The sequence below is a fragment of the Streptomyces sp. CB02923 genome (genome assembly GCF_001905005.1).
Lineage (GTDB): Bacteria > Actinomycetota > Actinomycetes > Streptomycetales > Streptomycetaceae > Streptomyces.
Genome location: NZ_LWKZ01000012.1, coordinates 1,327,687 through 1,352,816, shown reverse-complemented (window position 1 = coordinate 1,352,816; position 25,130 = coordinate 1,327,687). Strand labels below are relative to the sequence as shown.

General features: G+C 71.7%; 17 protein-coding genes and 1 tRNA gene. 12 read left to right on the top strand and 6 right to left on the bottom strand.

What is annotated here, in order from left to right:
• The first annotated feature begins 268 nt into the window (after window positions 1-268).
• Window positions 269-1,306, top strand: a complete 1,038-nt coding sequence (locus tag A6A06_RS17495) for a right-handed parallel beta-helix repeat-containing protein (protein WP_073762077.1) — start codon at window positions 269-271, stop codon at window positions 1,304-1,306.
• Window positions 1,307-1,400: 94 nt separating this feature from the next.
• Here the strand turns inward: A6A06_RS17495 and rpsA are convergent, their stop codons facing one another.
• Entirely contained in the window at window positions 1,401-2,918 is a 1,518-nt protein-coding gene (gene rpsA / locus A6A06_RS17490; protein ID WP_073762076.1) for a 30S ribosomal protein S1, read from the bottom strand.
• A 375-nt stretch (window positions 2,919-3,293) separates the two neighbouring features.
• Between rpsA and A6A06_RS17485 the strand changes: the two genes are divergently transcribed.
• Together A6A06_RS17485 and hrpB are read left to right on the top strand one after the other, a co-directional pair.
• Window positions 3,294-4,187, top strand: coding sequence for a class I SAM-dependent methyltransferase (locus A6A06_RS17485; protein WP_073762075.1), 894 nt, complete (start codon window positions 3,294-3,296; stop codon window positions 4,185-4,187).
• A 160-nt stretch (window positions 4,188-4,347) separates the two neighbouring features.
• On the top strand, window positions 4,348-7,023 hold the full coding sequence (gene hrpB / locus A6A06_RS17480; protein WP_073762074.1) for an ATP-dependent helicase HrpB: 2,676 nt from the start codon (window positions 4,348-4,350) through the stop codon (window positions 7,021-7,023).
• Window positions 7,024-7,047: 24 nt separating this feature from the next.
• Here the strand turns inward: hrpB and A6A06_RS17475 are convergent, their stop codons facing one another.
• The 3 genes from A6A06_RS17475 to A6A06_RS17470 form a co-directional block, all read right to left on the bottom strand.
• Window positions 7,048-8,040 (bottom strand): DUF3068 domain-containing protein, encoded by a 993-nt coding sequence (locus A6A06_RS17475; RefSeq protein WP_073762073.1) that lies wholly within the window; start codon window positions 8,038-8,040, stop codon window positions 7,048-7,050.
• Window positions 8,041-8,058: 18 nt separating this feature from the next.
• Window positions 8,059-8,193: an SPW_0924 family protein gene (locus A6A06_RS41755; RefSeq protein WP_199930905.1), complete on the bottom strand. Its 135-nt coding sequence runs from the start codon at window positions 8,191-8,193 to the stop codon at window positions 8,059-8,061.
• A 300-nt stretch (window positions 8,194-8,493) separates the two neighbouring features.
• Window positions 8,494-10,428: a lytic transglycosylase domain-containing protein gene (locus A6A06_RS17470; protein WP_073762072.1), complete on the bottom strand. Its 1,935-nt coding sequence runs from the start codon at window positions 10,426-10,428 to the stop codon at window positions 8,494-8,496.
• A gap of 156 nt (window positions 10,429-10,584) precedes the next feature.
• Here A6A06_RS17470 and A6A06_RS17465 point away from each other — a divergent pair, with 156 nt between their 5' ends.
• Window positions 10,585-11,448, top strand: a complete 864-nt coding sequence (locus tag A6A06_RS17465) for a DUF4184 family protein (RefSeq protein ID WP_073762071.1) — start codon at window positions 10,585-10,587, stop codon at window positions 11,446-11,448.
• A gap of 192 nt (window positions 11,449-11,640) precedes the next feature.
• On the opposite strand, the gene polA is transcribed toward A6A06_RS17465, so the two are convergent.
• The gene (gene polA / locus A6A06_RS17460; protein WP_073762070.1) at window positions 11,641-14,379 is read right to left on the bottom strand and encodes a DNA polymerase I; all 2,739 of its coding nucleotides are present in this window, start codon (window positions 14,377-14,379) and stop codon (window positions 11,641-11,643) included.
• 217 nt (window positions 14,380-14,596) lie between these two features.
• Here polA and A6A06_RS17455 point away from each other — a divergent pair, with 217 nt between their 5' ends.
• From A6A06_RS17455 to A6A06_RS17425, 7 genes are all read left to right on the top strand, one after another.
• Complete coding sequence (locus A6A06_RS17455; protein WP_073762069.1) at window positions 14,597-16,885, top strand: FdhF/YdeP family oxidoreductase; 2,289 nt, start codon at window positions 14,597-14,599, stop codon at window positions 16,883-16,885.
• Between the two features lie 161 nt (window positions 16,886-17,046).
• The gene (locus A6A06_RS17450) at window positions 17,047-17,520 is read left to right on the top strand and encodes a PaaI family thioesterase (protein ID WP_073762068.1); all 474 of its coding nucleotides are present in this window, start codon (window positions 17,047-17,049) and stop codon (window positions 17,518-17,520) included.
• Between the two features lie 549 nt (window positions 17,521-18,069).
• Window positions 18,070-19,302 carry a branched-chain amino acid ABC transporter substrate-binding protein gene (locus tag A6A06_RS17445; protein ID WP_073762067.1) on the top strand — a complete coding sequence of 411 codons (1,233 nt, stop codon included), beginning with the start codon at window positions 18,070-18,072 and terminating at the stop codon, window positions 19,300-19,302.
• Window positions 19,303-19,501: 199 nt separating this feature from the next.
• Window positions 19,502-20,431, top strand: coding sequence for a branched-chain amino acid ABC transporter permease (locus A6A06_RS17440; RefSeq protein ID WP_073762066.1), 930 nt, complete (start codon window positions 19,502-19,504; stop codon window positions 20,429-20,431).
• 5 nt (window positions 20,432-20,436) lie between these two features.
• Window positions 20,437-22,284 carry a branched-chain amino acid ABC transporter permease gene (locus A6A06_RS17435; RefSeq protein WP_073762065.1) on the top strand — a complete coding sequence of 616 codons (1,848 nt, stop codon included), beginning with the start codon at window positions 20,437-20,439 and terminating at the stop codon, window positions 22,282-22,284.
• A gap of 7 nt (window positions 22,285-22,291) precedes the next feature.
• On the top strand, window positions 22,292-23,251 hold the full coding sequence (locus A6A06_RS17430) for an ABC transporter ATP-binding protein (RefSeq protein WP_073762064.1): 960 nt from the start codon (window positions 22,292-22,294) through the stop codon (window positions 23,249-23,251).
• A complete protein-coding gene (locus A6A06_RS17425) occupies window positions 23,248-23,970 on the top strand; it encodes an ABC transporter ATP-binding protein (RefSeq protein WP_073762063.1) in 723 nt (240 codons plus the stop codon). Before A6A06_RS17430 ends, A6A06_RS17425 begins: the two co-directional genes overlap by 4 nt.
• 171 nt (window positions 23,971-24,141) lie before the next feature.
• Here A6A06_RS17425 and A6A06_RS17420 read toward each other — a convergent pair whose 3' ends face one another.
• Entirely contained in the window at window positions 24,142-24,813 is a 672-nt protein-coding gene (locus A6A06_RS17420) for an ANTAR domain-containing response regulator (protein ID WP_073762062.1), read from the bottom strand.
• 93 nt (window positions 24,814-24,906) lie between these two features.
• Here A6A06_RS17420 and A6A06_RS17415 point away from each other — a divergent pair.
• A tRNA-Leu gene (locus A6A06_RS17415) sits at window positions 24,907-24,989 on the top strand.
• The last annotated feature ends 141 nt before the right edge of the window (window positions 24,990-25,130 follow it).

Genomic DNA, 25,130 nt, shown 5'->3' with positions numbered 1-25,130 from the left:
CCCGCACCCCGCACCCCGCACAGCACCCCGCCCCCCCACCACCGCATCCATACCTGGCACCTCGCACAGACACCGGCAGAGCGTTCACGATGCTGAACAGCGTTACGCCAGCCCCGAGTTCGCAAGCAAGTAGGCAGCAGCAGCCGAGCACACCGGACCCCAACTCCCCGCTCCCTTCCCCGGTTGACCGCACATCGATAAGTGCTACCTTCACCTCCGTTCCCTGTTCATGGTGACGTACATCATTCACGTACAGGAAGGCACATCGATGCGCACGCGATCTCTCCTGCCGCTCCCTGCCGCCGCACTCCTGGGGGTCGGCGCCCTGCTCGCGGCCTCCGCGGCGGCGCACGGAAGCACCCCGGGCTCCGCCCCCGCCCGCACCGCCCCCGCCCGCACCATCGACGTCTCCACGGCCGCCCAGCTCAAGAGCGCGCTGTCGGCGGCCGGGCCGGGCGACACCATTCGGCTCGCCGACGGCACGTACCAGGGCAACTTCAAGGCCACCGCGGCGGCCGGCGCCTCGGCGCGGATCACTCTCGCCGGTTCCGCCAAGGCCGTCCTCAGAGCGAGCGGCGGTTACGGGCTCCATCTGAACGGCGCCGCGTACTGGACGGTCCAGGGCATCACCGTCACCGGCGGCCAGAAAGGCATCGTGGTGGACGCGGCGAACAGTGTGGTCCTCGACTCCGTGACCGTGCACGGGCTGGACATGGAGGGTGTGCACTTCCGCAAGTCCAGCAAGGACGGTGTGATCAAGAATTCGCGGATCCACGACACCGGGCGGGACGGCAGCGGCATGGGCGAGGGCGTGTACGTGGGCAGCGCGGGCGAAACCGCGAACAAGAGCGACAAGAGCGACAAGAGCGACAAGAGCGACAAGAGCGACAACGTTCAGATCCTGCGCAACACCATCGGGCCCGGTGTCGGCGGCGAGAACATCGACATCAAGGAGGGCACCACCGGCGCGAAGATCATCGGTAATACCTTCGACGGCAGCGGGCTGACCGGTGCCCACTACGACGACTCGTGGGCCGACATCAAGGGCAACAAGGTGCTGGTGGAGAACAACACCGGCAAGCACACCCGTAACAACGGTTACGAGACGCACAGCCAGCAGCCGGGCTGGGGCTGCGGCACGGTCTTCCGCAACAACCGGTCCGATCTGAGCGGAGCGACGGGCCCGGACCGCTACGGATTCCACATCACCAACTACCACGCGTCCAACTGTCCGGTGACGGTCTCGGGCGACAACAAGGTCACCGGCGGACGCGGAGTCGCCACTCCGGGCGTCCCGATCGGCTGACCCCACACCCAAGCGCAACGACAAGACGAAGGCCCGCCCCCAAAGGGAGCGGGCCTTCTATGTCCTACCGGTTAGCACTCACCGGCTGACGCGTTCAGCTCTGGCCGCCGGCCAGCTTCTCGCGCAGCGCGGCCAGGGCCTCGTCCGACGCCAGGGCGCCGGAGTTGTCCGCCGACTCCGAGGAGTACGAGCCGCCGGAGACGTTGCCGCCGCCGGTGTTGCCCGAGCCGCTCGCGGCCGGAGCCGCCGCGCCCTCGGCCGCCGCCTGCTCGTCCGCCTCGCGGGACTTGATGACCTGGGCCTGGTGCTGCTCGAAGCGCGTCTGCGCCTCGGCGTACTGGCCCTCCCACGCCTCGCGCTGGGTCTCGTAGCCCTCGAGCCAGTCGTTGGTCTCGGGGTCGAAGCCCTCGGGGTAGATGTAGTTGCCCTGGTCGTCGTAGGACGCGGCCATGCCGTACAGGGTCGGGTCGAACTCGACCGCCGTCGGGTCGGCGCCGAAGGACTCGTTGGCCTGCTTCAGCGACAGCGAGATCCGGCGACGCTCCAGGTCGATGTCGATGACCTTGACGAAGATCTCGTCGTTGACCTGGACGACCTGCTCCGGGATCTCCACGTGGCGCTCGGCCAGCTCGGAGATGTGGACCAGGCCCTCGATGCCCTCGTCGACGCGCACGAACGCACCGAACGGAACGAGCTTGGTGACCTTACCCGGGACGACCTGACCGATCTGGTGGGTCCGGGCGAACTGCTGCCACGGGTCTTCCTGGGTCGCCTTGAGCGACAGGGACACGCGCTCGCGGTCCATGTCGACGTCCAGGACCTCGACCGTGACCTCCTGGCCGACCTCGACGACCTCGGAGGGGTGGTCGATGTGCTTCCAGGACAGCTCGGAGACGTGCACCAGGCCGTCCACGCCACCCAGGTCCACGAAGGCACCGAAGTTGACGATGGAGGAGACGACGCCGGAGCGCACCTGACCCTTCTGGAGGGTGGTGAGGAAGGTCTGACGGACCTCGCTCTGGGTCTGCTCCAGCCAGGCACGGCGGGACAGGACCACGTTGTTGCGGTTCTTGTCCAGCTCGATGATCTTGGCCTCGAGCTCCTTGCCCACGTAGGGCTGCAGGTCGCGCACGCGGCGCATCTCGACCAGGGAGGCCGGCAGGAAGCCACGGAGGCCGATGTCGAGGATGAGACCACCCTTGACGACCTCGATGACGGTACCGGTGACGATCCCGTCCTCTTCCTTGATCTTCTCGATGGTGCCCCAGGCACGCTCGTACTGGGCGCGCTTCTTCGAGAGGATCAGGCGGCCTTCCTTGTCCTCCTTCTGGAGAACAAGGGCTTCGATCTCGTCACCGACGGCGACGACCTCATTGGGGTCGACGTCGTGCTTGATCGAGAGCTCGCGGCTCGGGATAACGCCTTCGGTCTTGTAACCGATGTCGAGCAGGACCTCGTCCCGGTCGACCTTCACGATGACGCCGTCGACGATGTCGCCGTCGTTGAAGTACTTGATCGTCTCGTCGATCGCGGCGAGGAAGGCTTCCTCGTTACCGATGTCGTTGACCGCAACCTGCGGGGTGGTGGCGGTGGTCTCGGTGCTGCTCGTCATGTGGGAAAGGGCTCCGGTACGGACATTGAAGTCGTAGGTACTGCTACGCCGGGAGCCTGTATCGCTTCTGCATAAGACCGGACAGCGTCGGAGGCACTGGACACGGAACTCCGAAAAACCAACCGAAGCACCGGCAGCGTCCCAAAAACCGAGGGGACATACATACAGATGCGAGCGCGACCTGCTCCGTCTGAGGTGCGCAGGCCCGCAGCGCAACTTGTAGCATACGGGGGCAGCCGGACACGGTCAATGCGCGAAGACGCACACCCGGGGCGGAACGCCCCATAACCGGCACACGCCATGTTCCGCGAGGCCATCGAAGCCTCTCGGCCACCGGTAGCCACAAGCTCAGCGAAGAGTACGACGACGGGCGCAATGATCCAAGAGCACGAGCCGGAGGCGACACGACGTGCCGCCTCGGACACGGAGAGCAGCCGGGCCAGCCGCGGCTGGTGGGACCGCAATGCGGACGAGTACCAGAACGACCACGGAGCGTTTCTGGGCGACGACCGTTTCGTCTGGGGTCCCGAGGGGCTGGACGAGGCGGAGGCCGGGCTGATGGGGCCCGCGACGGAGCTGAAGGGGCGCCGGGTCCTGGAGATCGGGGCGGGCGCGGCCCAGTGTTCGCGCTGGCTGGCGGCGCAGGGCGCCCGCCCGGTGGCGCTCGACCTGTCGCACCGGCAGCTCCAGCACGCCCTGCGGATCGGTACGGAGGCGGAGCCCACGGGCCCGGACCCGGCCGACGCACCGGACGCACCGGGCGCACCGGCCGCCACCCCGGCCGCCCCGGGCGTGTCGGCGCAGCTCGCCCTGGTCGAGGCGGACGCCGGTGCGCTGCCCTTCCGCGACGCCTCCTTCGACCTCGCGTGTTCCGCGTACGGGGCGGTCCCCTTCGTCGCCGACCCGGTGCGCGTGATGCGGGAGGTGCGGCGGGTACTGCGGCCGGGCGGTCGCTGGGTGTTCTCGGTGACCCATCCCATCCGCTGGGCCTTCCCCGACGAGCCGGGCCCTGAGGGCCTGAGCGTCGGGGCGTCCTACTTCGACCGCACGCCGTACGTCGAGCAGGACGAGACGGGCCGGGCGGTATACGTGGAACATCACCGGACGCTGGGCGACCGGGTGCGGGACGTGGCCGCCGCGGGTTTCCGGCTGGTGGACCTGGTCGAGCCGGAGTGGCCGGAATGGAACTCCCAGGAGTGGGGCGGCTGGTCGCCATTGCGCGGGAACCTCATCCCCGGTACGGCGATCTTCGTCTGCGTCGCGGACTGACGACGCGGGCAGGGCGGGGCGGCCCGGAGCAGGACGGGGCAGCGTAGGGCAGCGCAGGGCGGCGCGGCGACGGACGCGGCTACAGAGCAGGCACCTCCGCCCTCGTACCCGCCCCGCCCCTCTCCCCCGCCTCCCCCGCCCGTCCGGGAAACTGGTCGGCGTGATCCGCCACGACGCCCTCGCCCAGCTGCCCGTACGGACCGCCCTGCCCGCGCTGGAGCAAGCGCTGGACGGGCACGGCGCGGCGGTGCTCTGCGCGCCCCCGGGCACCGGCAAGACGACCCTGGTGCCGCTGGAGCTGGCCGGCCTTCTCGGGGCCGGCCTCCTCGATGCGCAGAAGGAGCAGAAGGGGCAGAAGCCTGCGGGCGCCCCCCGCCGTGTGATCGTCGCCGAGCCGCGCCGGATCGCGGCCCGTGCCGCCGCCCGGCGGATGGCCTGGCTGCTGGGCGAGCAGGTGGGCGACCGGGTCGGCTTCACCGTGCGCGGTGAGCGCACGGCCGGGCCTCGTACGGTTATCGAGGTCGTGACCACCGGTGTGCTGTTGCAACGGTTGCAGCGTGACCCTGAGCTGTCGGGCGTCGACGCCGTGATGCTCGACGAGTGCCATGAACGGCATCTGGACGCCGACACCGCCGCGGCCTTCCTCCTCGACGTACGGGCGACGCTGCGCCCGGAGCTGCGGCTGATCGCGGCCTCGGCGACGACGGACGCCGCGGGCTGGGCCCGGCTGCTGGGCGGCGGCGACGGCACCAGCGGCGGAGACGGGAGCACGGCTCCGGTGGTCGAGGCCGCGGGGGTGTCCCACCCGGTGGACGTCGTCTGGGCGCCACCGGAGCGGCCGGTGCGGCCCGCGCACGGTATGCGGGTCGACCCGGCGCTGCTCGGACACGTCGCGGCGACGGTGCGCCGGGCGTTGCGCGAGCATCCGGGGGACGTGCTCTGCTTCCTGCCCGGGGTCGGCGAGATCGCGCGGGTGGCGGGGCAGTTGGCCGATGTCGCGGACGGCGGCATCGATGTGTTGCAGGTGCACGGGCGGGCGCCGGCCGCCGTCCAGGACGCGGTGCTGTCGGGGGGCGCGGGGCGGCGCCGGGTGGTGCTGGCGACCTCGGTGGCCGAGTCGAGCCTGACGGTTCCGGGCGTACGGGTGGTCGTGGACTGCGGGCTGGCGCGGGAACCCCGTACCGATCATGCGCGCGGGCTGAGTGCGCTGACGACCGTACGGGCCTCCCAGGCGTCGGCCCGGCAGCGTGCGGGGCGGGCCGGGCGCGAGGCGCCGGGAACGGTCTACCGCTGCTGGTCCGAGGGGGAGCACGCGCGGCTGCCGCGCTTCCCGGCGCCGGAGATCAAGGTCGCGGATCTCACCGCGTTCGCGTTGCAGGCCGCCTGCTGGGGCGATCCGGAAGCGACGGGCCTGGCCCTGCTCGACGCACCGCCCGCCGGTGCGCTGGCCGCGGCGCGCGAGGTGCTGACGGCGATCGGCGCGGTGGGCGCGGATGGCCGGGTCACCGACCGCGGCGTACGGATGTCCCGGCTGGGCCTGCATCCGCGTCTGGCGCGCGCGCTGCTGGACGGCGCGCGGCAGGTCGGTGAGCGCCGTGCCGCCGAGGTGGTCGCGCTGCTGAGCGAGGAACCGCCGCGGGAGTACGGGGACGACCTGGCCGCCGCATGGCGTACGGCCCGGCGGGGGCAGGACGCGTACGACGCCCGCTGGCGTCAGGAGGCCCGCCGGCTCGCCTCCGCGGTGACGGGGTCGCGGAGGCGGCCGGAGGCGCGTACAGACGCGGCTCCGGGAGCCGGTCCGGAGTCGCGTACGGACGCGGCACCGGGAACCGGTCCGATGCCTCCCGCCGTCGGCGACGACGCGGCCGCCGGGCTGGTGGCCGCCCTCGCGTTCCCCGAGCGGGTGGCGCGGGCCCGTGGCGCGGGCGCGTTTCTGATGGCGTCCGGGACCGGTGCCGAGCTGGGGGACGGGTCGCGGCTGCGCAGCGCGCCGTGGCTGGCGGTGGCGGTCGCCGACCGGCCCGTGGCGGCGGCGTCCGCGCGGGTGCGGCTGGCGGCCGTGATCGACGAGGACACCGCGCGCGCGGCGGCCGGGGCGCTGTACGCGGCCGGTGAGGAGGTCCGCTGGGCCGACGGGGACGTGGTGGCCCGTTCCGTCGAACGGCTCGGCGCCGTCGAACTGGTGGCCCGCCCACTGCGCTCCCCCGATTCCGCCCTCGTACGGGAGGCGCTGGCGGACGGGCTGCGCGGGGACGGTATCGGGCTGCTGCGGTGGACCGAGGGCGCGCGCTCGCTGCGGCAGCGGATGGCGTTCCTGCACCGGGTGGTGGGCGACGACTGGCCCGATGTGTCGGATGCGGCGCTGCTGGCGCAGCTGGACACGTGGCTGGGTGTGGAACTGGGGCGGGCACGGCGGCGTGCCGACCTGGAGCGGATCGACGCGGGCCAGGCGCTGGCCCGGCTGCTGCCGTGGGCGAGCGGTGCGGCGGTCCGGTTCGACGAACTGGCGCCGGAGCGCATCGAGGTGCCGAGCGGGTCGCGGATCCGGGTGGACTACGGCGGTGAGCAGCCGGTGCTGGCCGTCAAGCTCCAGGAGCTCTTCGGCTGGCAGGAGTCCCCCCGGGTGGCGGGCGGCCGCGTTCCCGTACTCGTACACCTGCTGTCCCCCGCGGGGCGGCCGGCCGCCGTCACGGCCGACCTGGCGTCCTTCTGGAAGGACGGTTACCGGTCCGTACGGGCCGAGTTGCGCGGCCGGTACCCGAAGCACCCCTGGCCCGAGAACCCGTCCGGCGCCCAGCCGACGCGGCACACGACGGCCCGGCTCAAACGGGGCTGACCCGCTCAGTGCGGTCGGCACGGCTCAAACCGGGCTGACGCGTTCGGTGCGGTCCGGTTCCGGGTGGCCCCGGTCCGGGCGGCGGCCGCGGGCCTCCAGGACGAGGCTCAGGGTGAGGAGCCCGGCGCCGAGGCCGAGGAAGCCCCAGGGCAGATAGCTGGTGAGGAGCAGGACGAGCCGGCGCTGCGAGGTCACGAGGTCGACGGTGGCCGCCACGTAGTCCGGCCGCATCTTGACGTGTCCGGAGAAGGCGGTGACCTTGCCGCCGCCGGGGACGAGGCTGCCGCCGCGCAGTTCCTCCCGGTGGTTCTCCTCCCCGTTGACGGGCGCGCCGGTGACCGGGTCCACCCAGAACATCCGCTTGGTGCTGTACCAGCGGCTGGTACCGGCCTTCTCGACAGCCTGCGTGGTGATGCCCTGGACCGGCATCTTCTCGGGGAGCGGGACCTTGGTCCAGGGGATGGTCTGCTCGAAGTAGTAGACGTCCAGGCCGCGGAAGGTGCGGGTGCCCTTGTAGTGGATGGGGGCCGAGGTGCGGGTCTGCGCGTCGAAGTAGTCGTAGTCGCGGGGCTCCGTGAGGAAGGGCCACTTGAACTCGATGCCGGTGCGCCGTACGGGGTCGCCGTCGACCATTTCGCCGGTGGCGTGCACGGGCTCCTGGGTGTGGGCGTCGAAGATGTAGCGCTCGGGGATCTGCGAGACCATCTTGCCGTCGGGCCCCGCGACGTAGGAGAGCGCGTCCCAGACCACGACGTCGCGGCCGGCGGTCCGCTCGATGCGTTCGGATTCCTCGACGTTGCCCTTGAGCGTCTGCACGATGGAGATCTTGGAGACCTGGCGGGCCCGCATCGTGCCGTAGTCGAGGAGGGTGGCGGGCTTCGCCTCCAGGACCATGTCCTGGTACTGGTTCGGCGGGATCTTGACGAGGCGCGGGAAGGCGTACCAGCGCAGCAGCGGGGACAGCGCGGTGAAGAAGACGGCGAAGGCGAGCAGGACCAGGCTGGCTTTGCGTCGCATGGCGTGGCGCCCTCCCTCTCAGGGGTGTGCGGGGACCGTGGTGCGCAGCGGTTCGGGGGAGGTCCCGCCGCTGGGCGCGCCTACCGCGGTGACGGCGAGGACGAGGGCGAAGGCCGCGGCCAGTCCGATCGCGGCGGCGGTCAGTGCGCGCATGGTCGGCCTCCCTTGAGCTGTCGGGGCGTCGGGGCTTCGGACTTCGGGGTGTTGGGGCGTCGGGCTTCAGGGCGTGGGGGCTTCAGGGCTGGGGCACCGTAGCAACGGGCGGCGCAGATGAGAACACGTTGCACCGCGACCGCACCTCGCGACCGCACCTCGCGACCGCACCTCGTGACCGTGCCCGCAGGCGCGACCGGCACCGCGACCGACACCGCAACCGCAACCGCAACCGCCGTCCGGCTCGGCGGGAGCGGGACGGCGGTGGCGGTCGTGGTGCCGGCGAGGGCCGCGCGGCGGCTACGGGGTGACGGTCAGCTCGACGGTCAGGACCGCGCCGTCGGCGGTGGTCAGGCGCAGCAGGAAGGTGCCCGGCTGCTTGTCGGTACGGATCTCCGGCAGCTTGAGCAGGCCGTCGGCGCCGGTCTTGAAGGTGAGGCTGCGGACGGGCTTGCCCTCGGCCTTGTCCTTGTCCGTGGCCCCAGCCTTGTCTGCAGCCCCGTTCTTACCCGCGGCCCCGTCCTTGCTCGCAGCCCCGTCCTTGCCCGGGTCCGCGGCCCCGTCCTTGTCCGCGCCGGTACCGGCGAAGTACGGCCCCTTGTCGTTCTCCACGGGCTGCTTCGGGTCGCCGGTGACCATCGTCGCGGTCACCGCGACGCCCGCCGCGATCTTCCCCTGGTATGTGGCCTTGATCTCGACGGCGCCCTCGGCGAAGGTCTCGCCCGCCTTCGCGGTCAGCTCGGCGTCGGTGGTGCGGGCCAGCGCGTCGGCCTTGGGAGCGGGCGCGGGCTTGGCCTTGACGGTGGCGGTGACGTCGGTCGCGGGGACCTGGCGGCCCACCGCGGTCGCCCGGACGGTGAAGCTGCCGGCCTGGTCGCCGGCGCTGAGCTTCGGCGCGGTGGCGATGCCGTCGGCGCCGGTCAGGACGGTGACGTGGTCGGTCTTCCCCGCGAACCGGGCGCCGGTCCCGCCGACGACGCGGAACTCGACGGGTACGCCCGCGACCGGCTTGCCGTCGGCGTTCTTCGCCCGTACGCGCACCGGCTCGGCGAAGTCCTCGCCCGCGGTGGCCGTGAGGTCCTTCGCGCCGATCCGCTCCAGGGCGGTGACCGGCGCGGGCTTCGTCGGAGGCTTGGTGGGCGGTGTGGTCGGCGGTGTGGTCGGCGGGTCGGTGGGCTTGGGGGTGCCGGGGCCGGTGGGCGGGGTCGTCGGCTTCGACGGGGTCGTCGGCTTGCCACCCCCCGGCTTGCTGCCGCCGGGCTTACTGCTGGGCCCGCCGGGCTCGGTGGTCCTGCCGCCGCCGCCCTGGCCGGTGCCGGGCCGGTGGCCGGGCGGAGTCGTACGGCCCGGTGTGGGCCCGGCGCCCGTGGAAGCGCCCCTGCCGCTGCCCGCGCCGCCGCGGTGCACCGGGAGCAGGCCCTTGCCGTCGGGGACCTCGTGCGTGCCCTTGCGGTAGTACGCGAGCCAGGACAGGACCGTGTTCAGGTACGTCTGCGACGGGTTGTAGCCGAGGACGGCCTTGTCCAGGTCGCTCTGTACGGACAGGTCGCGGTTGTTGGCGCAGAGGTAGCGGCCGGCGCCGAGGGCCGCGTCGTAGATGTTGTTGGGGTCCTTCTTGCCGTCGCCGTTGCCGTCGGCGCCCCAGCCGGTGCCGTCGGGGCCGCCCTTGGACCAGGTCGAGGGGATGAACTGCATCGGGCCCACGGCGCGGTCGTGCGTGGTGTCGCCGTCGAAGACGCCGTGGTCGGTGTCGGTGATCCGCGCGAAGCCGTTGCCGTTGAGCTGCGGGCCGGTGATCCGCTGCACGGTGGTGCCCTCGGCGTCCACGGCTCCGCCGCGGGCGTGGCCGGATTCCACCTTGCCGATGGCGGCGAGCAGTTGCCAGGGCAGCCGGCAGCCGGGGTCGGACTGGGCGACGCGGGCCTCGGCCTTCCGGTACGCGTCCAGGACGGTGGCGGGTATGCCCGCCTCGGCCGGTCCGGTGGCGGCCGGTCCGCCGGTGCCGGGCGAACCGCCCGGCTTGACGGGACTGTTGAGGGGCGGCAGGTCGGTGTAGTAGGGCGAGCCGCCGTCGATGGGGGTGTCACCCGCGGGCGCGGGGTCCTCGGCGGCGTTCCCGGCCCGGCTCTCGGCCGCTCCCGGCGCCTGGGACGCGGTCAGGGCAGCCAGCGCGAGCGCCGCCACCGCCGTCGAGGCCGCTCCTTTACGGAGCCTCCGCCCGAATGTGGCTGCCATCTGTTGCCCGTCCCCTCCGCGTTGATCCACCGCGCGCACGGCGCCGTGCAGCGCTCCCCGGCGCTCCCAACTCACGTGACACTACGACAACTTCCGGCGGGCAGCTACTGCTCTCAACGCCAGACATACTGATCCTAAACGATCAGGGAGAGAGTCATGCCGTTCACACTCAGCCATGCTGCTGCCGTGCTCCCGGCCCTGCGCCGGACGGGGACGGCGCGCGGGCCGCTGGTCGCCTCGGCTCTCGTCGCCGGGTCGTTCGCGCCGGACGTCACCTACTACGCGGACAGCGTGCTGCCCGGCGCCATGCTCTTCGGCGACGTCACGCACGGGCTGCCGGGCGTGCTCACCGTGGACGCGCTGATCACCGCCCTGCTCGTGGGCGGCTGGCTGCTGCTGCGCGAACCGCTGGTGGCGCTGCTGCCGACGGCCTGGCGCGGCAGGGTGTACGCGGTGGTACGCGGACGTCCCTGGCCCGCGGGCGGCGGAGCACTCGCGGCGCTCGCCCTCTGGTTCTACGTGTCGGCGGTGCTGGGCGCGCTGACCCACACCATCTGGGACGCGTTCACGCATCCGGGCCGCTGGGGCACGCGGCTGGTTCCCGTCCTCAACGAGACCGTCGGGGGCTTCCCCCTCTGCACGTACGTGCAGTACGGCACGTCGGCACTGGCTCTGGGGGCGATGGGCTGGTTCCTGTGGACGGCGCTGCGGCGGACGCCGGAGGGGCGGCCTCCGGTCGGGCTGCCGGTGCTGACCGGAGGGCGTCGGCTGCTCGGCGTGGCGCTGCTCGCGCTGTGCCTGCTCGCCGGCGCCGTGCACCGTACGCTGCGGGCCCGCGCCGAGTTCGGGAAGCTGGCGGTGACCTGGTTCGACTACGTGCCGACCGTGCTCTTCGGCGCAGGCGCGGGCCTGGCCCTCGGGCTGCCGCTGTACGCGGTGGCGGTACGGCTGCTGCACCGCGGCCGCGCGCCCCGGGAGGAACGCAGGCCCGCGCACGAACAGCCCGGCGTGCGACCGTAGACGACCGCAACGCCGGACCACGGCGCCGGACCACAGCGCCGCAGCGCCGCGCACGCTTCCGTACGCGACGCCCGGCAACCGCTCGGGCCCGGCCCGTCCGTACCCGCGCGCCCTACAGCCGTACGCGCCCGGCCATACAGCCCGGCCGTACGGACCCAGTCCTACGGCCCCGGCCGTACAGACAGCCCCAGCTCAGTGCGCCGCCGATTCCCAGTCGCCGCCGGAGCCGACCGACACGTCCAGCGGGGCGCGCAGCTCCACGGCGCCCGCCATCTCGCGCCGCACCAGCTCCTCGACCTGCTCGCGCTCGCCGGGCGCGACCTCGACCACGATTTCGTCGTGCACCTGGAGCAGCATCCGGGAGGTGAGGCCGGCCGCCCGCATCGCCTCGTCGACCCGCAGCATCGCCACCTTGACGATGTCGGCGGCGGTGCCCTGGATGGGGGCGTTCAGCGCCATCCGCTCGGCCATCTCGCGGCGCTGGCGGTTGTCGCTGTTCAGGTCGGGGAGGTAGCGGCGGCGGCCCATGATCGTCTCGGTGTAGCCGGTGGCGCGGGCCTTGTCGACGACGTCCTGGAGGTAGTCGCGCACCCCGCCGAACCGCTCGAAGAAGTTGTCCATCAGGCGGCGGGCCTCGTCGGGCTGGATGCCGAGCTGCTGGGAGAGACCGAACGCCGACAGGCCGTACGCCAGGCCGTAGGACATCGCCTTGATCTTGCGGCGCATCTCCGGGTCGACCTCGGACTTGGCGACCGAGAAGACCTGGGAGGCGACGGTGGTGTGCAGGTCCTCACCGGAGGTGAACGCTTCGAGCAGGCCCTCGTCCTCGGAGAGGTGGGCCATCACGCGCAGTTCGATCTGGCTGTAGTCGGCGGTCAGCAGGGATTCGTACCCCTCGCCGACCACGAAGCCGCGGCGGATCGCGCGGCCCTCGTCCGTACGGACCGGGATGTTCTGCAGGTTCGGTTCGGTGGAGGAGAGGCGGCCGGTGGCGGCCACCGTCTGGTTGAAGGTGGTGTGGATGCGGCCGTCCGCCGCGATGGTCTTGATCAGGCCCTCGACCGTGGTGCGCAGCTTGGACTGCTCGCGGTGGCGCAGCATGACCACCGGGAGCTCGTTCTCCGTCTGGGCGGCGAGCCAGGCCAGGGCGTCGGCGTCGGTCGTGTAACCGGTCTTGGTCTTCTTGGTCTTGGGCAGGCCCAGCTCGCCGAAGAGCACTTCCTGGAGCTGCTTGGGCGAGCCGAGGTTGAACTCGTGTCCGGCGGCGGCGTGCGCCTCCTGCACGGCCTGCTGGACGGCCGCGGCGAACTGCTGCTCGATGCGCTCCAGCCAGCCGCGGTCGGCGGCGATGCCGGCCCGCTCCATCCTGGCCAGCAGCACGCTCGTGGGCAGCTCCAGGTCGCGCAGCAGGTCGGAGGCGCCGACCTCGTCCAGCTTGGTGGTCATGGCGGCACCGAGGTCCAGGACGGTGCGGGCCTGGCTCATCAGGGCGTCCGCCTGGGCCCGGTCGTCGGCGCCGAAGGCGAGCTGGCCGCTGTCCTCGGCGGCGGGGGCCAGGTCGCGGCCCAGGTATTCGACGGACAGGGCGTCCAGGGCGAAGGAGCGGCGGCCCGGCTTGACCAGGTAGGCGGCGAGGGCGGTGTCCATGGTGACGCCGTCGATGCTCCAGCCGTGCTCGCCGAAGACCCGCATCAGGCCCTTGACGTTGTGCATGACCTTGTGGCTCGCGGGGTCCGCGCTCCAGGCGGCGAAGGCGCGCTCGTCGGCCTCGTCCAGCTCGGTGGGGTCGAACCAGACGGCCGGGCCCTCGGCGGTGGCCAGGGCGACCTCGGCGACGCTGCCGCTGCCCACGGTCCAGGTGTCGACGGTGGAGACGCCCAGCAGCTTCCCGCCGTGCTCGGCCAGCCACGGGGCCAGCTCGCCGGCGGCGGCGACGGTGCCGTCGATCTCCACCTCGGCGGGCGCGGGCCCGGCGTCCTCGGCCTCCGCCGCGCCCGGGTCGGCGGCCAGCAGACGCTCCCGCAGGCCCTGGTTGCGGATCTCCAGGCCCTCCAGGAAGACGGTCAGCGCCGACCGGTCGTAGGCGTCGCGGATCAGCTCGGCGGGGCCGCAGGGCAGCTCCACGTCGCGCACCATCTCGGTCAGGACGCGGTTGAGCTTGACCGCCTCCAGGTGGTCGCGGAAATTCTGCCCGGCCTTGCCCTTGACCTCCTCGGCGCGCTCCACCAGCTCCGCGAACGAGCCGAACTGGTTGATCCACTTCGCGGCGGTCTTCTCGCCGACGCCGGGAATGCCGGGCAGGTTGTCGGACGGGTCGCCGCGCAGCGCCGCGAAGTCCGGGTACTGGGCGGGGGTCAGGCCGTACTTCTCCTGGACCTTCTCGGGGGTGTAGCGGGTCAGCTCGGAGACGCCCTTGGTCGGGTACAGCACCGTGACGTCGTCGGTGACGAGCTGGAAGGAGTCGCGGTCACCGGTGACGATGGAGACCGCGAAGCCTTGGGCGGTGGCCTGGGTGGCGAGCGTGGCGATGACGTCGTCGGCCTCGAAGCCCTCCACGGCGAAGCGCTTGACGTGCATCGCGTCCAGCATCTCGCCGATCAGCTCGACCTGGCCCTTGAACTCGTCGGGCGTCTTGGAGCGGTTCGCCTTGTAGTCGGGGAACTCCTCGGAGCGCCAGGTCTTGCGCGAGACGTCGAAGGCCACCGCGAAGTGCGTGGGGGTCTCGTCACGCAGGGTGTTCGCGAGCATCGACGCGAAGCCGTAGATCGCATTGGTCGGTTGTCCGGTGGCGGTGGTGAAATTCTCCACGGGCAGGGCGAAGAACGCCCGGTACGCCATGGAATGCCCGTCCATCAGGAGCAGCCGGGGACGGCCGCCCTCCACCGCTTCGGTGCCGGTCGCTTCGCTCTTCTTCGCTGCCTTTGCTGCCACATCCCCGATCCTGCCACGCCGCACTGACAATCCCCGCCGCGACGACCGCGACGGCGCCGCTGTCAGTCGTCCGTGACAGGATCTGTGGTGTACGGACAACCGGCCGCCGCCGCGTGCGGGGACCGCGTCGCCCGCACCCCAACTGCACAGAACACGCTCAGCAGCCGCCCGGACACGCTCCGGACGGCGGGCTGGGCCCGGCTCAAGGGAGAGCGCCATGGCAGGCAAGCCGCCCGCGTCGGACCCGATCCAGGACTCACCCGAGGTCTCGGCGCCCGAGCACTACGCCGTCGGCCTGCCGGCCATCGGCCATGCGCTGCGCGTGTCCCAGCAGCAGATGGGCGTGCGCCGCACGGCCCTGACGCTGCTGCGGGTCAATCAGAAGGACGGCTTCGACTGCCCCGGCTGCGCCTGGCCCGAGCCCGAGCACCGCCATGCGGCCGAGTTCTGCGAGAACGGCGCCAAGGCCGTGGCCGAGGAGGCCACGCTGCGCCGCGTCACCCCGGAGTTCTTCGCCGCCCACCCGGTCTCCGACCTCGCGGACCGCAGCGGCTACTGGCTCGGCCAGCAGGGCCGCCTGACCCAGCCGATGTATCTCGCCGAGGGCGCCGACCGCTATGAGCCCGTGGCGTGGGAGCGGGCCTTCGACATCATCGGCGAGGAGCTGGCCGCGCTCGGCTCCCCCGACGAGGCCGTCTTCTACACCTCCGGCCGTACGAGCAACGAGGCCGCCTTCCTCTACCAGCTCTTCGCGCGCGAATTCGGCACGAACAACCTGCCCGACTGCTCCAACATGTGCCACGAGTCCTCCGGCTCGGCGCTGACGGAGACCATCGGCATCGGCAAGGGCAGCGTCCTGCTGGAGGACCTGTACAAGGCCGATCTGATCATCGTCGCCGGGCAGAACCCGGGCACCAACCACCCCCGGATGCTCTCCGCGCTGGAGCAGGCCAAGGCCGGCGGCGCGAAGATCATCTCGATCAATCCGCTGCCCGAGGCGGGCCTGGAGCGCTTCAAGAACCCGCAGAGCCCGCGCGGCCTCGCCGGGCGCGGCACGGCCCTGACCGACCTCTTCCTCCAGGTGCGCCTCGGCGGCGACCAGGCCCTCTTCCGTACGCTCAACCGCCTCATCCTGGAGACCGAGGGCGCCGTCGACACCGACTTCGTCGCCGAGCACACCCACGGCTTCGAGGAGTTCGCCGCGGCGGCCCGCGCGGACACCGACTGGGACGCGACGCTGGCCGCGACGGGCCTGACCCGCGAGGAGATCGAGCGCGCGCTGGAGATGGTCCTGGCGTCCCGCCGCACCATCGTCTGCTGGGCCATGGGCCTGACCCAGCACAAGCACTCCGTCCCCACCATCCAGGAAGTCGTCAACTTTCTCCTGCTGCGCGGCAACATCGGCCGCCCCGGCGCGGGCGTCTGCCCGGTGCGCGGCCACAGCAACGTGCAGGGCGACCGCACGATGGGCATCTTCGAGCGCCCCGCGCCCGCCTTCCTGGACGCGCTGGAGAAGGAGTTCGGCTTCGCGCCTCCCAGGGAGCACGGCCTGGACGTCGTACGGGCCATCCGTGCCCTGCGCGACGGCGACGCCAAGGTCTTCTTCGCGATGGGCGGCAACTTCGTCTCCGCCACTCCCGACACGGACGTCACCGAGGCCGCCGTACGCCGCGCCCGGCTGACCGTGCACGTCTCCACCAAGCTCAACCGCTCGCACGTGGTCACCGGCGCCCGCGCCCTGATCCTGCCCACCCTGGGCCGCACGGAGCGCGACGTACAGGCGGGCGGCGAGCAGTTCGTGACCGTCGAGGACTCGATGGGCATGGTGCACGCCTCGCGCGGCCGGCTGGCGCCCGCGAGCCCGCACCTGCTCTCCGAGCCCGCCATCGTCGCCCGCCTCGCGCGCCGCGCCCTCGGCCCGGACAGCCGTACGCCGTGGGAGGACTTCGAGCAGGACTACGGCACGGTCCGTGACCGGATCGCCCGTGTCATCCCCGGCTTCGAGGACTTCAACGCCAAGGTGGCCCGCCCCGGCGGCTTCGCCCTCCCGCACGCCCCGCGCGACGAGCGCAGCTTCCCCACGGCCACCGGCAAGGCCAACTTCACGGCCGCCCCCGTGGAGTACCCGCACCTGCCCGAAGGCCGGCTGCTCCTCCAGACCCTGCGCTCGCACGACCAGTACAACACCACCATCTACGGCCTCGACGACCGCTACCGGGGCATCAAGAACGGCCGCCGCGTCGTCCTGGTCCACCCCGAGGACGCCCGCGCGCTGGACCTGGCCGACGGCTCGTACACGGACCTCGTCAGCGAGTGGACCGACGGTACGGAGCGGCGCGCGCCCGGCTTCCGTGTCGTCCACTACCCGACGGCGCGCGGCTGCGCGGCGGCGTACTACCCGGAGACCAACGTCCTGGTGCCGCTCGACCACACCGCCGACACCAGCAACACCCCTGCCTCGAAGTCGCTGGTCGTCCGCCTGGAACCGGCGGCGCCGCAGACGTGACCGGGCGGCTCGCCCGTCGGTCCGGCCCGGGAGCGCGGCCCCGGGCCGGACCGCCGCGCCGTAGCCTGATAAGAACGTGCACGACTCAACGACCGGCGTCGGACCGGCGCCGCCCCGCGCGCCGTACCGCCGCCACCGGCACACGAACGGAGCCGCAGGACATGGGCGAGCAGCGCGCGACCACGTTTCCGCAGGAGATCATCGACCAGTGGGCCGGGCTCGGCCTGGACCTCGCCGCGCTGTTCTCCGCCGGTCACCTCGGTACGCGTATGAGCGTGCAGGTCCTGGAAGCCGCACCCGACCGGGTCGTCGGCACCATGCCCGTCGAGGGCAACACCCAGCCGTACGGGCTGCTGCACGGCGGCGCCTCCGCGGTGCTCGCCGAAACCCTCGGCTCGGTCGGCGCGATGCTGCACGGCGGCCCGGCCAAGCTGGCCGTCGGCGTCGACCTGAACTGCACCCACCACCGCGGCGCCCGGTCCGGCCTGGTCACCGGCGTCGCCACCCCCGTGCACCGCGGCCGCTCCTCCGCCACGTACGAGGTCGCCATCACCGACGAGGACGGCAAGCGGGTCTGCAGCGCGCGGCTGACCTGCATGCTGCGTGACGCGGACGCGTCGGCGTACCGCAGCTGAGCCCGTCGCCGCGCGCCTGCGACGCGCGGCGCACACGGCGTCACGGCGGCCCCGTTCCCGGACCTGGGAGCGGGGCCGCCGCCGTGCTCTCCGGGGTGCGCGGTTCCCGTCGTCCGCTGCGTGCCGTGCGCCCCCGCGCCCCGTAACGCTCCGTGCCCGTACGGCGGGTTCCATCGTCGCCGGGCTCCCGCTGGCGTCCCGGCCGCCCATCCGCCCCGCACGTCACATCCGAAATGCGGACATCCGAACGGAGATCAGCCTCAAATCCCCTGCGGGAAGTGCCAGTTCGCGCTCCGCTCGGCGTCCGCGCCGAATGTAAGGGGCATGAGGGCAAAACGCTCATCGACGGTCATAACAAGAGCGTCACATCCTGGTCAGCGCCGCTGTCAGGTCACCGGGCACCGCTCTAGAGTCACCGCCAGTCACCGCGCCGCCGGGCGCGCGTTGCGAGCACGGCCCCTGTACCGCCCGTACAGCCCGGCGCGCGAAACGGTCGTGCGACGCGCACCGACCGCGCCAGGGAAAGGACTGATCGTGCGTCACCGTTCCTTGCTCATACTCACCACCGCGGTCACCGCAGGCGCCCTCACACTCTCCGCGTGCGGTTCCCGCGGCGACGACAAGAAGGGCGACGGGGAGTCGAAGACGTCCGTGACCATCGGGCTCGACGCCCCGATCACCGGCGAACTCTCCGCCCTGGGCCTGGGCATCCGCAACTCCGCCCAGCTCGCCGTCGACAACGCCAACAAGGCCGGCGAGGTCAAGGGCGTCAACTTCAAGCTGGAGGCGCTCGACGACAAGGCGCAGGCCAACGTCGGTCAGCAGAACGCCACCAAACTCGCCGGCGACAAGGACGTGCTGGGCATCGTCGGCCCGCTGAACTCCAGCGTCGCCCAGTCCATGCAGCAGGTCGCCCAGCAGAGCGGCGTGGCCCTGATATCCCCGGCCAACACCACCCCCGACCTCACCCAGGGCAAGGACTGGAAGCAGAACAAGCGCGTACGGCAGTTCTCCACCTACTTCCGCACCGCCACCACCGACGAGGTGCAGGGCGCCTTCGACGGCCAGTTCGCCTGGGAGAAGGCCAAGTTCAAGAACGCCTACGTCATCGACGACCAGAAGACCTACGGCGCGGGCCTCGCCGCCTCCTTCAAGACCCAGTTCACCAAACTGGGCGGCAAGATCGTCGGCTCCGAGCACGTCAACCCGGAGGACCGCGACTTCAAGGCCGTCGTCGCCAAGGTCCGGAGCGCCAAGCCCGACGTCGTCTTCTACGGCGGCGAGTACCCCGCGTCCGGGCCGCTGAGCCAGCAGCTCAAGGACGGCGGCGTCACCGTCCCCCTGATGGGCGGCGACGGCATGTACAGCGCGGACTACATCAAGCTCAACAAGAAGGCGCAGGGTGACTACGCCTCCTCCGTGGGCAAGCCCGTCGAGCAGCTCGCCTCCGCCAAGAAGTTCATCGACGACTACCAGGCCGCCGGCTACAAGGACCGCTACGAGGCGTACGGCGGCTCCTCCTACGACGCCACCTGGGCCCTGATCCAGGCCGTCAAGAAGGTCGTCGGGGACAACGGCGGCAAGCTGCCGGGCGACGCGCGCAAGAAGGTCGTCGACGCCATGAACCAGGTCTCCTTCGACGGCGTCACCGGCCACGTCGCCTTCGACAAGTACGGCGACACCACCAACACCATGATCACCGCGTACCAGGTCGACCAGGGCAAGTGGGCCGCCCGCTTCAGCGCGGAGTTCAAGAAGTTCGACAAGGCCGGCAAGAGCTGAACCGGCCGGTACGACCCCGTACCGCCGGGGCCGGCGGGCCCGGACCGTCCGCGGTCCCGGGCCCGCCGGACCCCGCCGCACCACACCGGCCAGTGCCCCCGGGCCGCGCCCGAACGCCACACACCCCGTGGCGCCGGAACGCGGCACACGGGCAGCCGCCACCGCCCGTACCGTCTTCCCACCCCACGGAGGCCCTGCGGTGAACGAACTGCCGCAACAGCTGGCCAACGGACTCATCCTCGGCGCGATGTACGGACTCATCGCGATCGGCTACACGATGGTCTACGGCATCGTCCAGCTCATCAACTTCGCGCACGGCGAGATCTTCATGGTCGGCGGCTTCGGCGCGCTCACCGTCTACCTCGTCATGCCGTCCGGCACGTCCCTCCTCCTCGCGCTGCCCCTGATGCTCCTCGGGGCCGTCATCGTCTCCGGCCTCGTCGGGGTGGCAGCGGAACGCTTCGCTTACCGTCCGCTGCGCGGCGCCCCCCGTCTCGCGCCCCTGATCACCGCGATCGGCCTGTCCATCGTCCTCCAGCAGGCCGTCTGGAAGTGGTACCCCGAGGGCAACAAGGCCCGGGTCTTCCCGCAGTTCAAGGGCGACTCCTTCGAGATCCTGGGCGCCACCGTCCAGCGCGGCGACATCTTCGTCATCGTCGCCGCACCGGTCTGCATGATCGCCCTCGGCTTCTTCGTCGCCCGCACCCGCAGCGGCCGCGCCATGCAGGCCACCGCCCAGGACCCGGACACCGCCAAGCTCATGGGCATCAACACCGACCGGATCATCGTGCTGGCCTTCGCCATCGGCGCCGTCTTCGCGGGCGTCGCCGCCGTCGCCTACGGGCTGCGCACCGGCGAGGTGCAGTTCCGCATGGGCTTCATCCTCGGCCTCAAGGCCTTCACCGCGGCCGTCCTCGGCGGCATCGGCAACATCTACGGCGCCATGCTCGGCGGCCTCGTCCTCGGCGTCGCCGAAGCGCTCGCCACCGGCTACGTCGAGGAGATACCCGGTATGCAGCAGTTCGGCGGCGGAGCCTGGAAGGACGTCTGGGCCTTCGTCCTCCTCATCCTCGTCCTCCTCTTGAGGCCACAGGGCCTGCTCGGCGAACGCGTCGCGGATCGGGCGTGATAGCGATGACCACCACCACACCCGCCAACGGCGGCGACGGCACCGGCAAGACGGCCGGGACCACGCCCCGGCGCCGCCCCGGCGTCCTTCCCCTCCCCGAACGCGGCGCCCTCCTCACCACCGCGGCCGCCGCCCTCGCCACCGCCGCGTCCACCGCCCTCGCCTGGACCTGGAGCAGCGACTTCCCCGGCGATCTCACCTACTACGGGTCCCCCGCCGGTCTACAGCTGATCACCCTCGCCGGCGGTGTGCTCACCCTCCTGTTCGCCCTCTCCGGTCTCGGCGTCCGCGGCTTCGGCTGGCTCACCCCGGCCGGCCGCACCGCCCCCGTCCTGTTCGCGGCCGTCGCCACCTTCGCCGTCACCTGGTTCACCCTCGGTGCCATCGCCGTCGACCTCGGCGGCCTGGTCAACCTGGAGGCCGGCGGCTTCATCGCGGGCGCCGCCGCCCTCGTCACCCTGCTCGGCGCCCTCGGCCTGCCCGCGGACCGCACCGACCCCGCGGAGGCCGGGCCGGCGCCCGGCGCCTGGCACCGCTTCACGGGCGCCCTGGCCCCCGTCCCCCTGCGCAAACCCGCGCGGCGGCTGCCTTCCTGGGGCGAGATCCTGGTCATCGCCGCGGCCGTCGGCGCCGGGCTGTTCGTCTTCACGTACGGCATCGACGCGGAGGACGGCCCGCCCTTCGTCGGCTATCTGATCTTCGTCGCGCTCGCCGTACCCGCCCTGCTCCGCGCGGGGCTGATCGGCCGCCTCACCGCGATCACCGCGCGGCACCGCAGTGTCGCACTGGCCGCGGCCTTCGTCGCCGCGGCCTGCTTCCCCCTCACCCAGGACACCGACCAGTACACGATCATCGGTGCCAACATCCTCATCTTCGCCACCGTCGCCCTCGGCCTGAACGTCGTCGTCGGCCTCGCCGGGCTCCTCGACCTCGGATACGTGGCCTTCCTCGGCGTCGGCGCCTACGCGGCCGCCCTCGTCTCCGGCAGCCCCGAATCCGCCCTGGGGCTCCACTTCCCGTTCTGGGCCGCCCTGCTGACCGGCGCCGCCGCCTCACTCGCCTTCGGCGTGCTGATCGGCGCCCCCACCCTGCGCCTGCGCGGCGACTACCTCGCCATCGTCACCCTCGGCTTCGGCGAGATCTTCCGTATCGCGATGCTCAACCTCAACGGCACCACGGGACCCGACGTCACCAACGGCGCCATGGGCATCCCCAACATCCCCAACCTGGTGATCTTCGGCTTCAACTTCGGCGAACCCCACGAGTTCCTCGGCTTCACCATCGCCACGTACGGCAACTACTACCTCCTGATGATCTTCGTCACCGCCATCGTGGTCCTGGTCTTCCGCCGCGCCGCCGCCTCCCGCATCGGCCGCGCCTGGATCGCCATCCGCGAGGACGAGACCGCCGCCGTCGCCATGGGCATCAACAGCTTCCGGCTGCGGCTGCTCGCCTTCGCCCTCGGCGCCGCCCTCGCCGGACTCGCCGGGACCGTCCACGTCCACGTCGTCACCACCGCCACCCCCGAACAGTTCCAGTTCGCCGGGCCCACCCCGCCCAACTCCGCGTTCCTCCTCGCCGCCGTCATCCTCGGCGGCATGGGCACCCTCAGCGGGCCCCTGGTCGGCGCGGCCCTGCTCTTCCTCATCCCCGCCAAACTCGACTTCCTCCAGGACTACCAGCTGCTCCTGTTCGGCCTCGCCCTCGTCCTGCTCATGCGCTTCCGCCCCGAGGGCCTGATCCCGGACCGCAGGAAGCAGCTCGAATTCCACGAGACCGGCCAGCTCGACGTACCCGATACGCGCCTGCCCGACGCGGACCAGGCCCTCGGCGGCTCCCAGGCGAAGGCGTGACGAGACCATGACCACACCCACCAGCACCGCCGGCCCCGTCCTCGAAGCCGCCGGCGTCACCATGCGCTTCGGCGGCCTGACCGCCGTACGCAGCGTCGACCTCACGGTCCGGGCCGGCGAGATCGTCGGCCTCATCGGCCCCAACGGCGCCGGCAAGACCACCTTCTTCAACTGCCTCACCGGCCTCTACGTCCCCACCGAAGGCATCGTCAGCTTCCGGGGCACCCGCCTCTCCCGCAAACCCCACCTCGTCACCAAGGCCGGTGTCGCCCGCACCTTCCAGAACATCCGCCTCTTCGCCAACATGACCGTCCTGGAAAACACCCTCGTCGGCCGCCACACCCGTACCAAAGAAGGGCTCTGGTCCGCCCTCCTGCGCGGCCCCGGCTTCCACAAGGCCGAACGCTCCTCCGAGGAACGCGCCATGGAACTCCTGGAGTTCACCGGACTCGCCGCCAAACGCGACCACCTCGCCCGCAACCTGTCGTACGGCGAACAGCGCAAGCTGGAGATCGCCCGCGCCCTCGCCAGCGAACCCGGCCTGCTCCTCCTCGACGAGCCCACCGCCGGCATGAACCCCCAGGAGACCCGCGCCACCCAGGACCTCGTCCTCGCCATCCGCGACCAGGGCACCGCCGTCCTCGTCATCGAGCACGACATGCGCTTCATCTTCAACCTCTGCGACCGCGTCGCCGTCCTCGTCCAGGGCGAGAAACTCGTCGAAGGCACCTCCGAGGTCGTCCAGGCCGACGAACGCGTCATCGCCGCCTACCTCGGCACGCCCTTCGAGGACGCACCCGGCGCGGAGGAGGCCGCCGAGGTACGGGCCGCGGAGGAACAGGCGCGCGCCGCCGGGCACGCTCCCGCCGCCCGGGACGACACCGCACACGCGGACCTCCCGCCCGGGAACCCGCCACCGGGGGACTCCCCGCCCGGGAACTCCGCCCCGGAAGGAGACGCCCGATGACCACACCCCCGCTCCTCCGGGTCGAGGACCTGCGCGTCGCCTACGGCAAGATCGAAGCCGTCAAGGGCATCTCCTTCACCGTCGAGGCCGGCCAGGTCGTCACCCTCATCGGCACCAACGGCGCCGGCAAGACCACCACCCTGCGCACCCTCTCCGGCCTCCTCAAGCCCCTCGCCGGAAAGATCAGCTTCGACGGCGCGCCGCTCACCGGCGTCCCCGCCCACAAGATCGTCGAACGCGGCCTCGCCCACTCCCCCGAAGGCCGCCGCCTCTTCCCCCGGCTGACCATCGCCGAAAACCTCAAGCTGGGCGCGTTCCTGCGCAAGGACCAGGCCGGCATCGAGGCCGACATCCGGCGCGTCTACGAACTCTTCCCGATCCTCGGCGAACGCAGCCGCCAGGCGTCCGGCACCCTCTCCGGCGGCGAACAGCAGATGCTCGCCATGGGCCGCGCCCTGATGTCCCGGCCCAAACTGCTGATGCTGGACGAACCCTCCATGGGCCTGTCCCCCATCATGATGCAGAAGATCATGGACACCATCCGCGAACTGCGCGCCCAAGGCACCACCATCCTCCTCGTCGAGCAGAACGCCCAGGCCGCCCTCTCCCTCGCCGACCACGGCCACGTCATGGAGACCGGCACCGTCGTACTGTCCGGCACCGGCCAGGAACTCCTGCACGACGAGTCCGTACGGAAGGCCTACCTGGGCGAGGACTGAGAGGTCTGAGAGGACTGAACGGAAGGCTTGACCACCTGGACGAGGACCGGACCGGCGGGGCCCCGGACCGGCGGGGCCCCGGACCTGCGGGGCCCCGGAACGGCACGATGCCGGGCCGGCACTGCCGCGGGCCGCGGACCCCGGCCTCTACCCGGCCGGCCGGCTATCCGGCTACTCGCCTTCCTTGACCTTCTTGTCCTTCTGCTGCTTCTTCTCCTCGGCGTCCTCGATGACCGCCTCGGCGACCTGCTGCATGGACAGCCGGCGGTCCATCGACGTCTTCTGGATCCAGCGGAAGGCGGCGGGCTCGGTCAGCCCGTACTGGGTCTGCAGGATGCTCTTCGCCCGGTCGACCAGCTTGCGGGTCTCCAGCCGCTGGGTGAGGTCGGCGACCTCCTTCTCCAGCGTCTTGAGCTCCGTGAACCGGCTCACGGCCATCTCGATCGCCGGCACCACGTCGCTCTTGCTGAACGGCTTGACGAGGTACGCCATGGCCCCGGCGTCCCGCGCCCGCTCCACCAGTTCGCGCTGCGAGAACGCGGTGAGCATCAGGACCGGGGCGATGCTCTCCTCGGCGATCTTCTCCGCGGCGGAGATCCCGTCGAGGATCGGCATCTTCACATCCAGGATCACCAGGTCCGGACGGTGCTCCCGGGCCAGCTCCACGGCTTTCTCGCCGTCCCCGGCCTCGCCGACGACGGTGTAGCCCTCCTCCTCCAGCATCTCTTTGAGATCGAGACGGATGAGAGCCTCGTCCTCGGCGATGACCACACGGGTCGTCTGCGGCGGGACATGCGACTGGTCGTCGTCGGCGACGGGCTGCTCGGGCTCGGCGGCGCTCACGGGTCTCCTCGTTCCAGGCAGGTGGTGCCCTTGCAGCCTACCTAGCGGCGCCCTCTGACACGTACACGGTATGCTGCTGACAGTCCACGCCCGGCCGGGTTGGTGGAATGGCATACACGGATGTCTCAAACACATCTGCCCGAAAGGGCTTGCGGGTTCGAGTCCCGCACCCGGCACTCCCCTCACGACCGGACCACGCGTCCGAGTGACACATCCGGGATTCACCCTACGACATCACCGCACGACACAGAGTTGTCACCTGCGGATGCGTGACCCCGGCCGCCGCCTCGAAGCGGTCTCCTCCTGCGGTCCGGTCA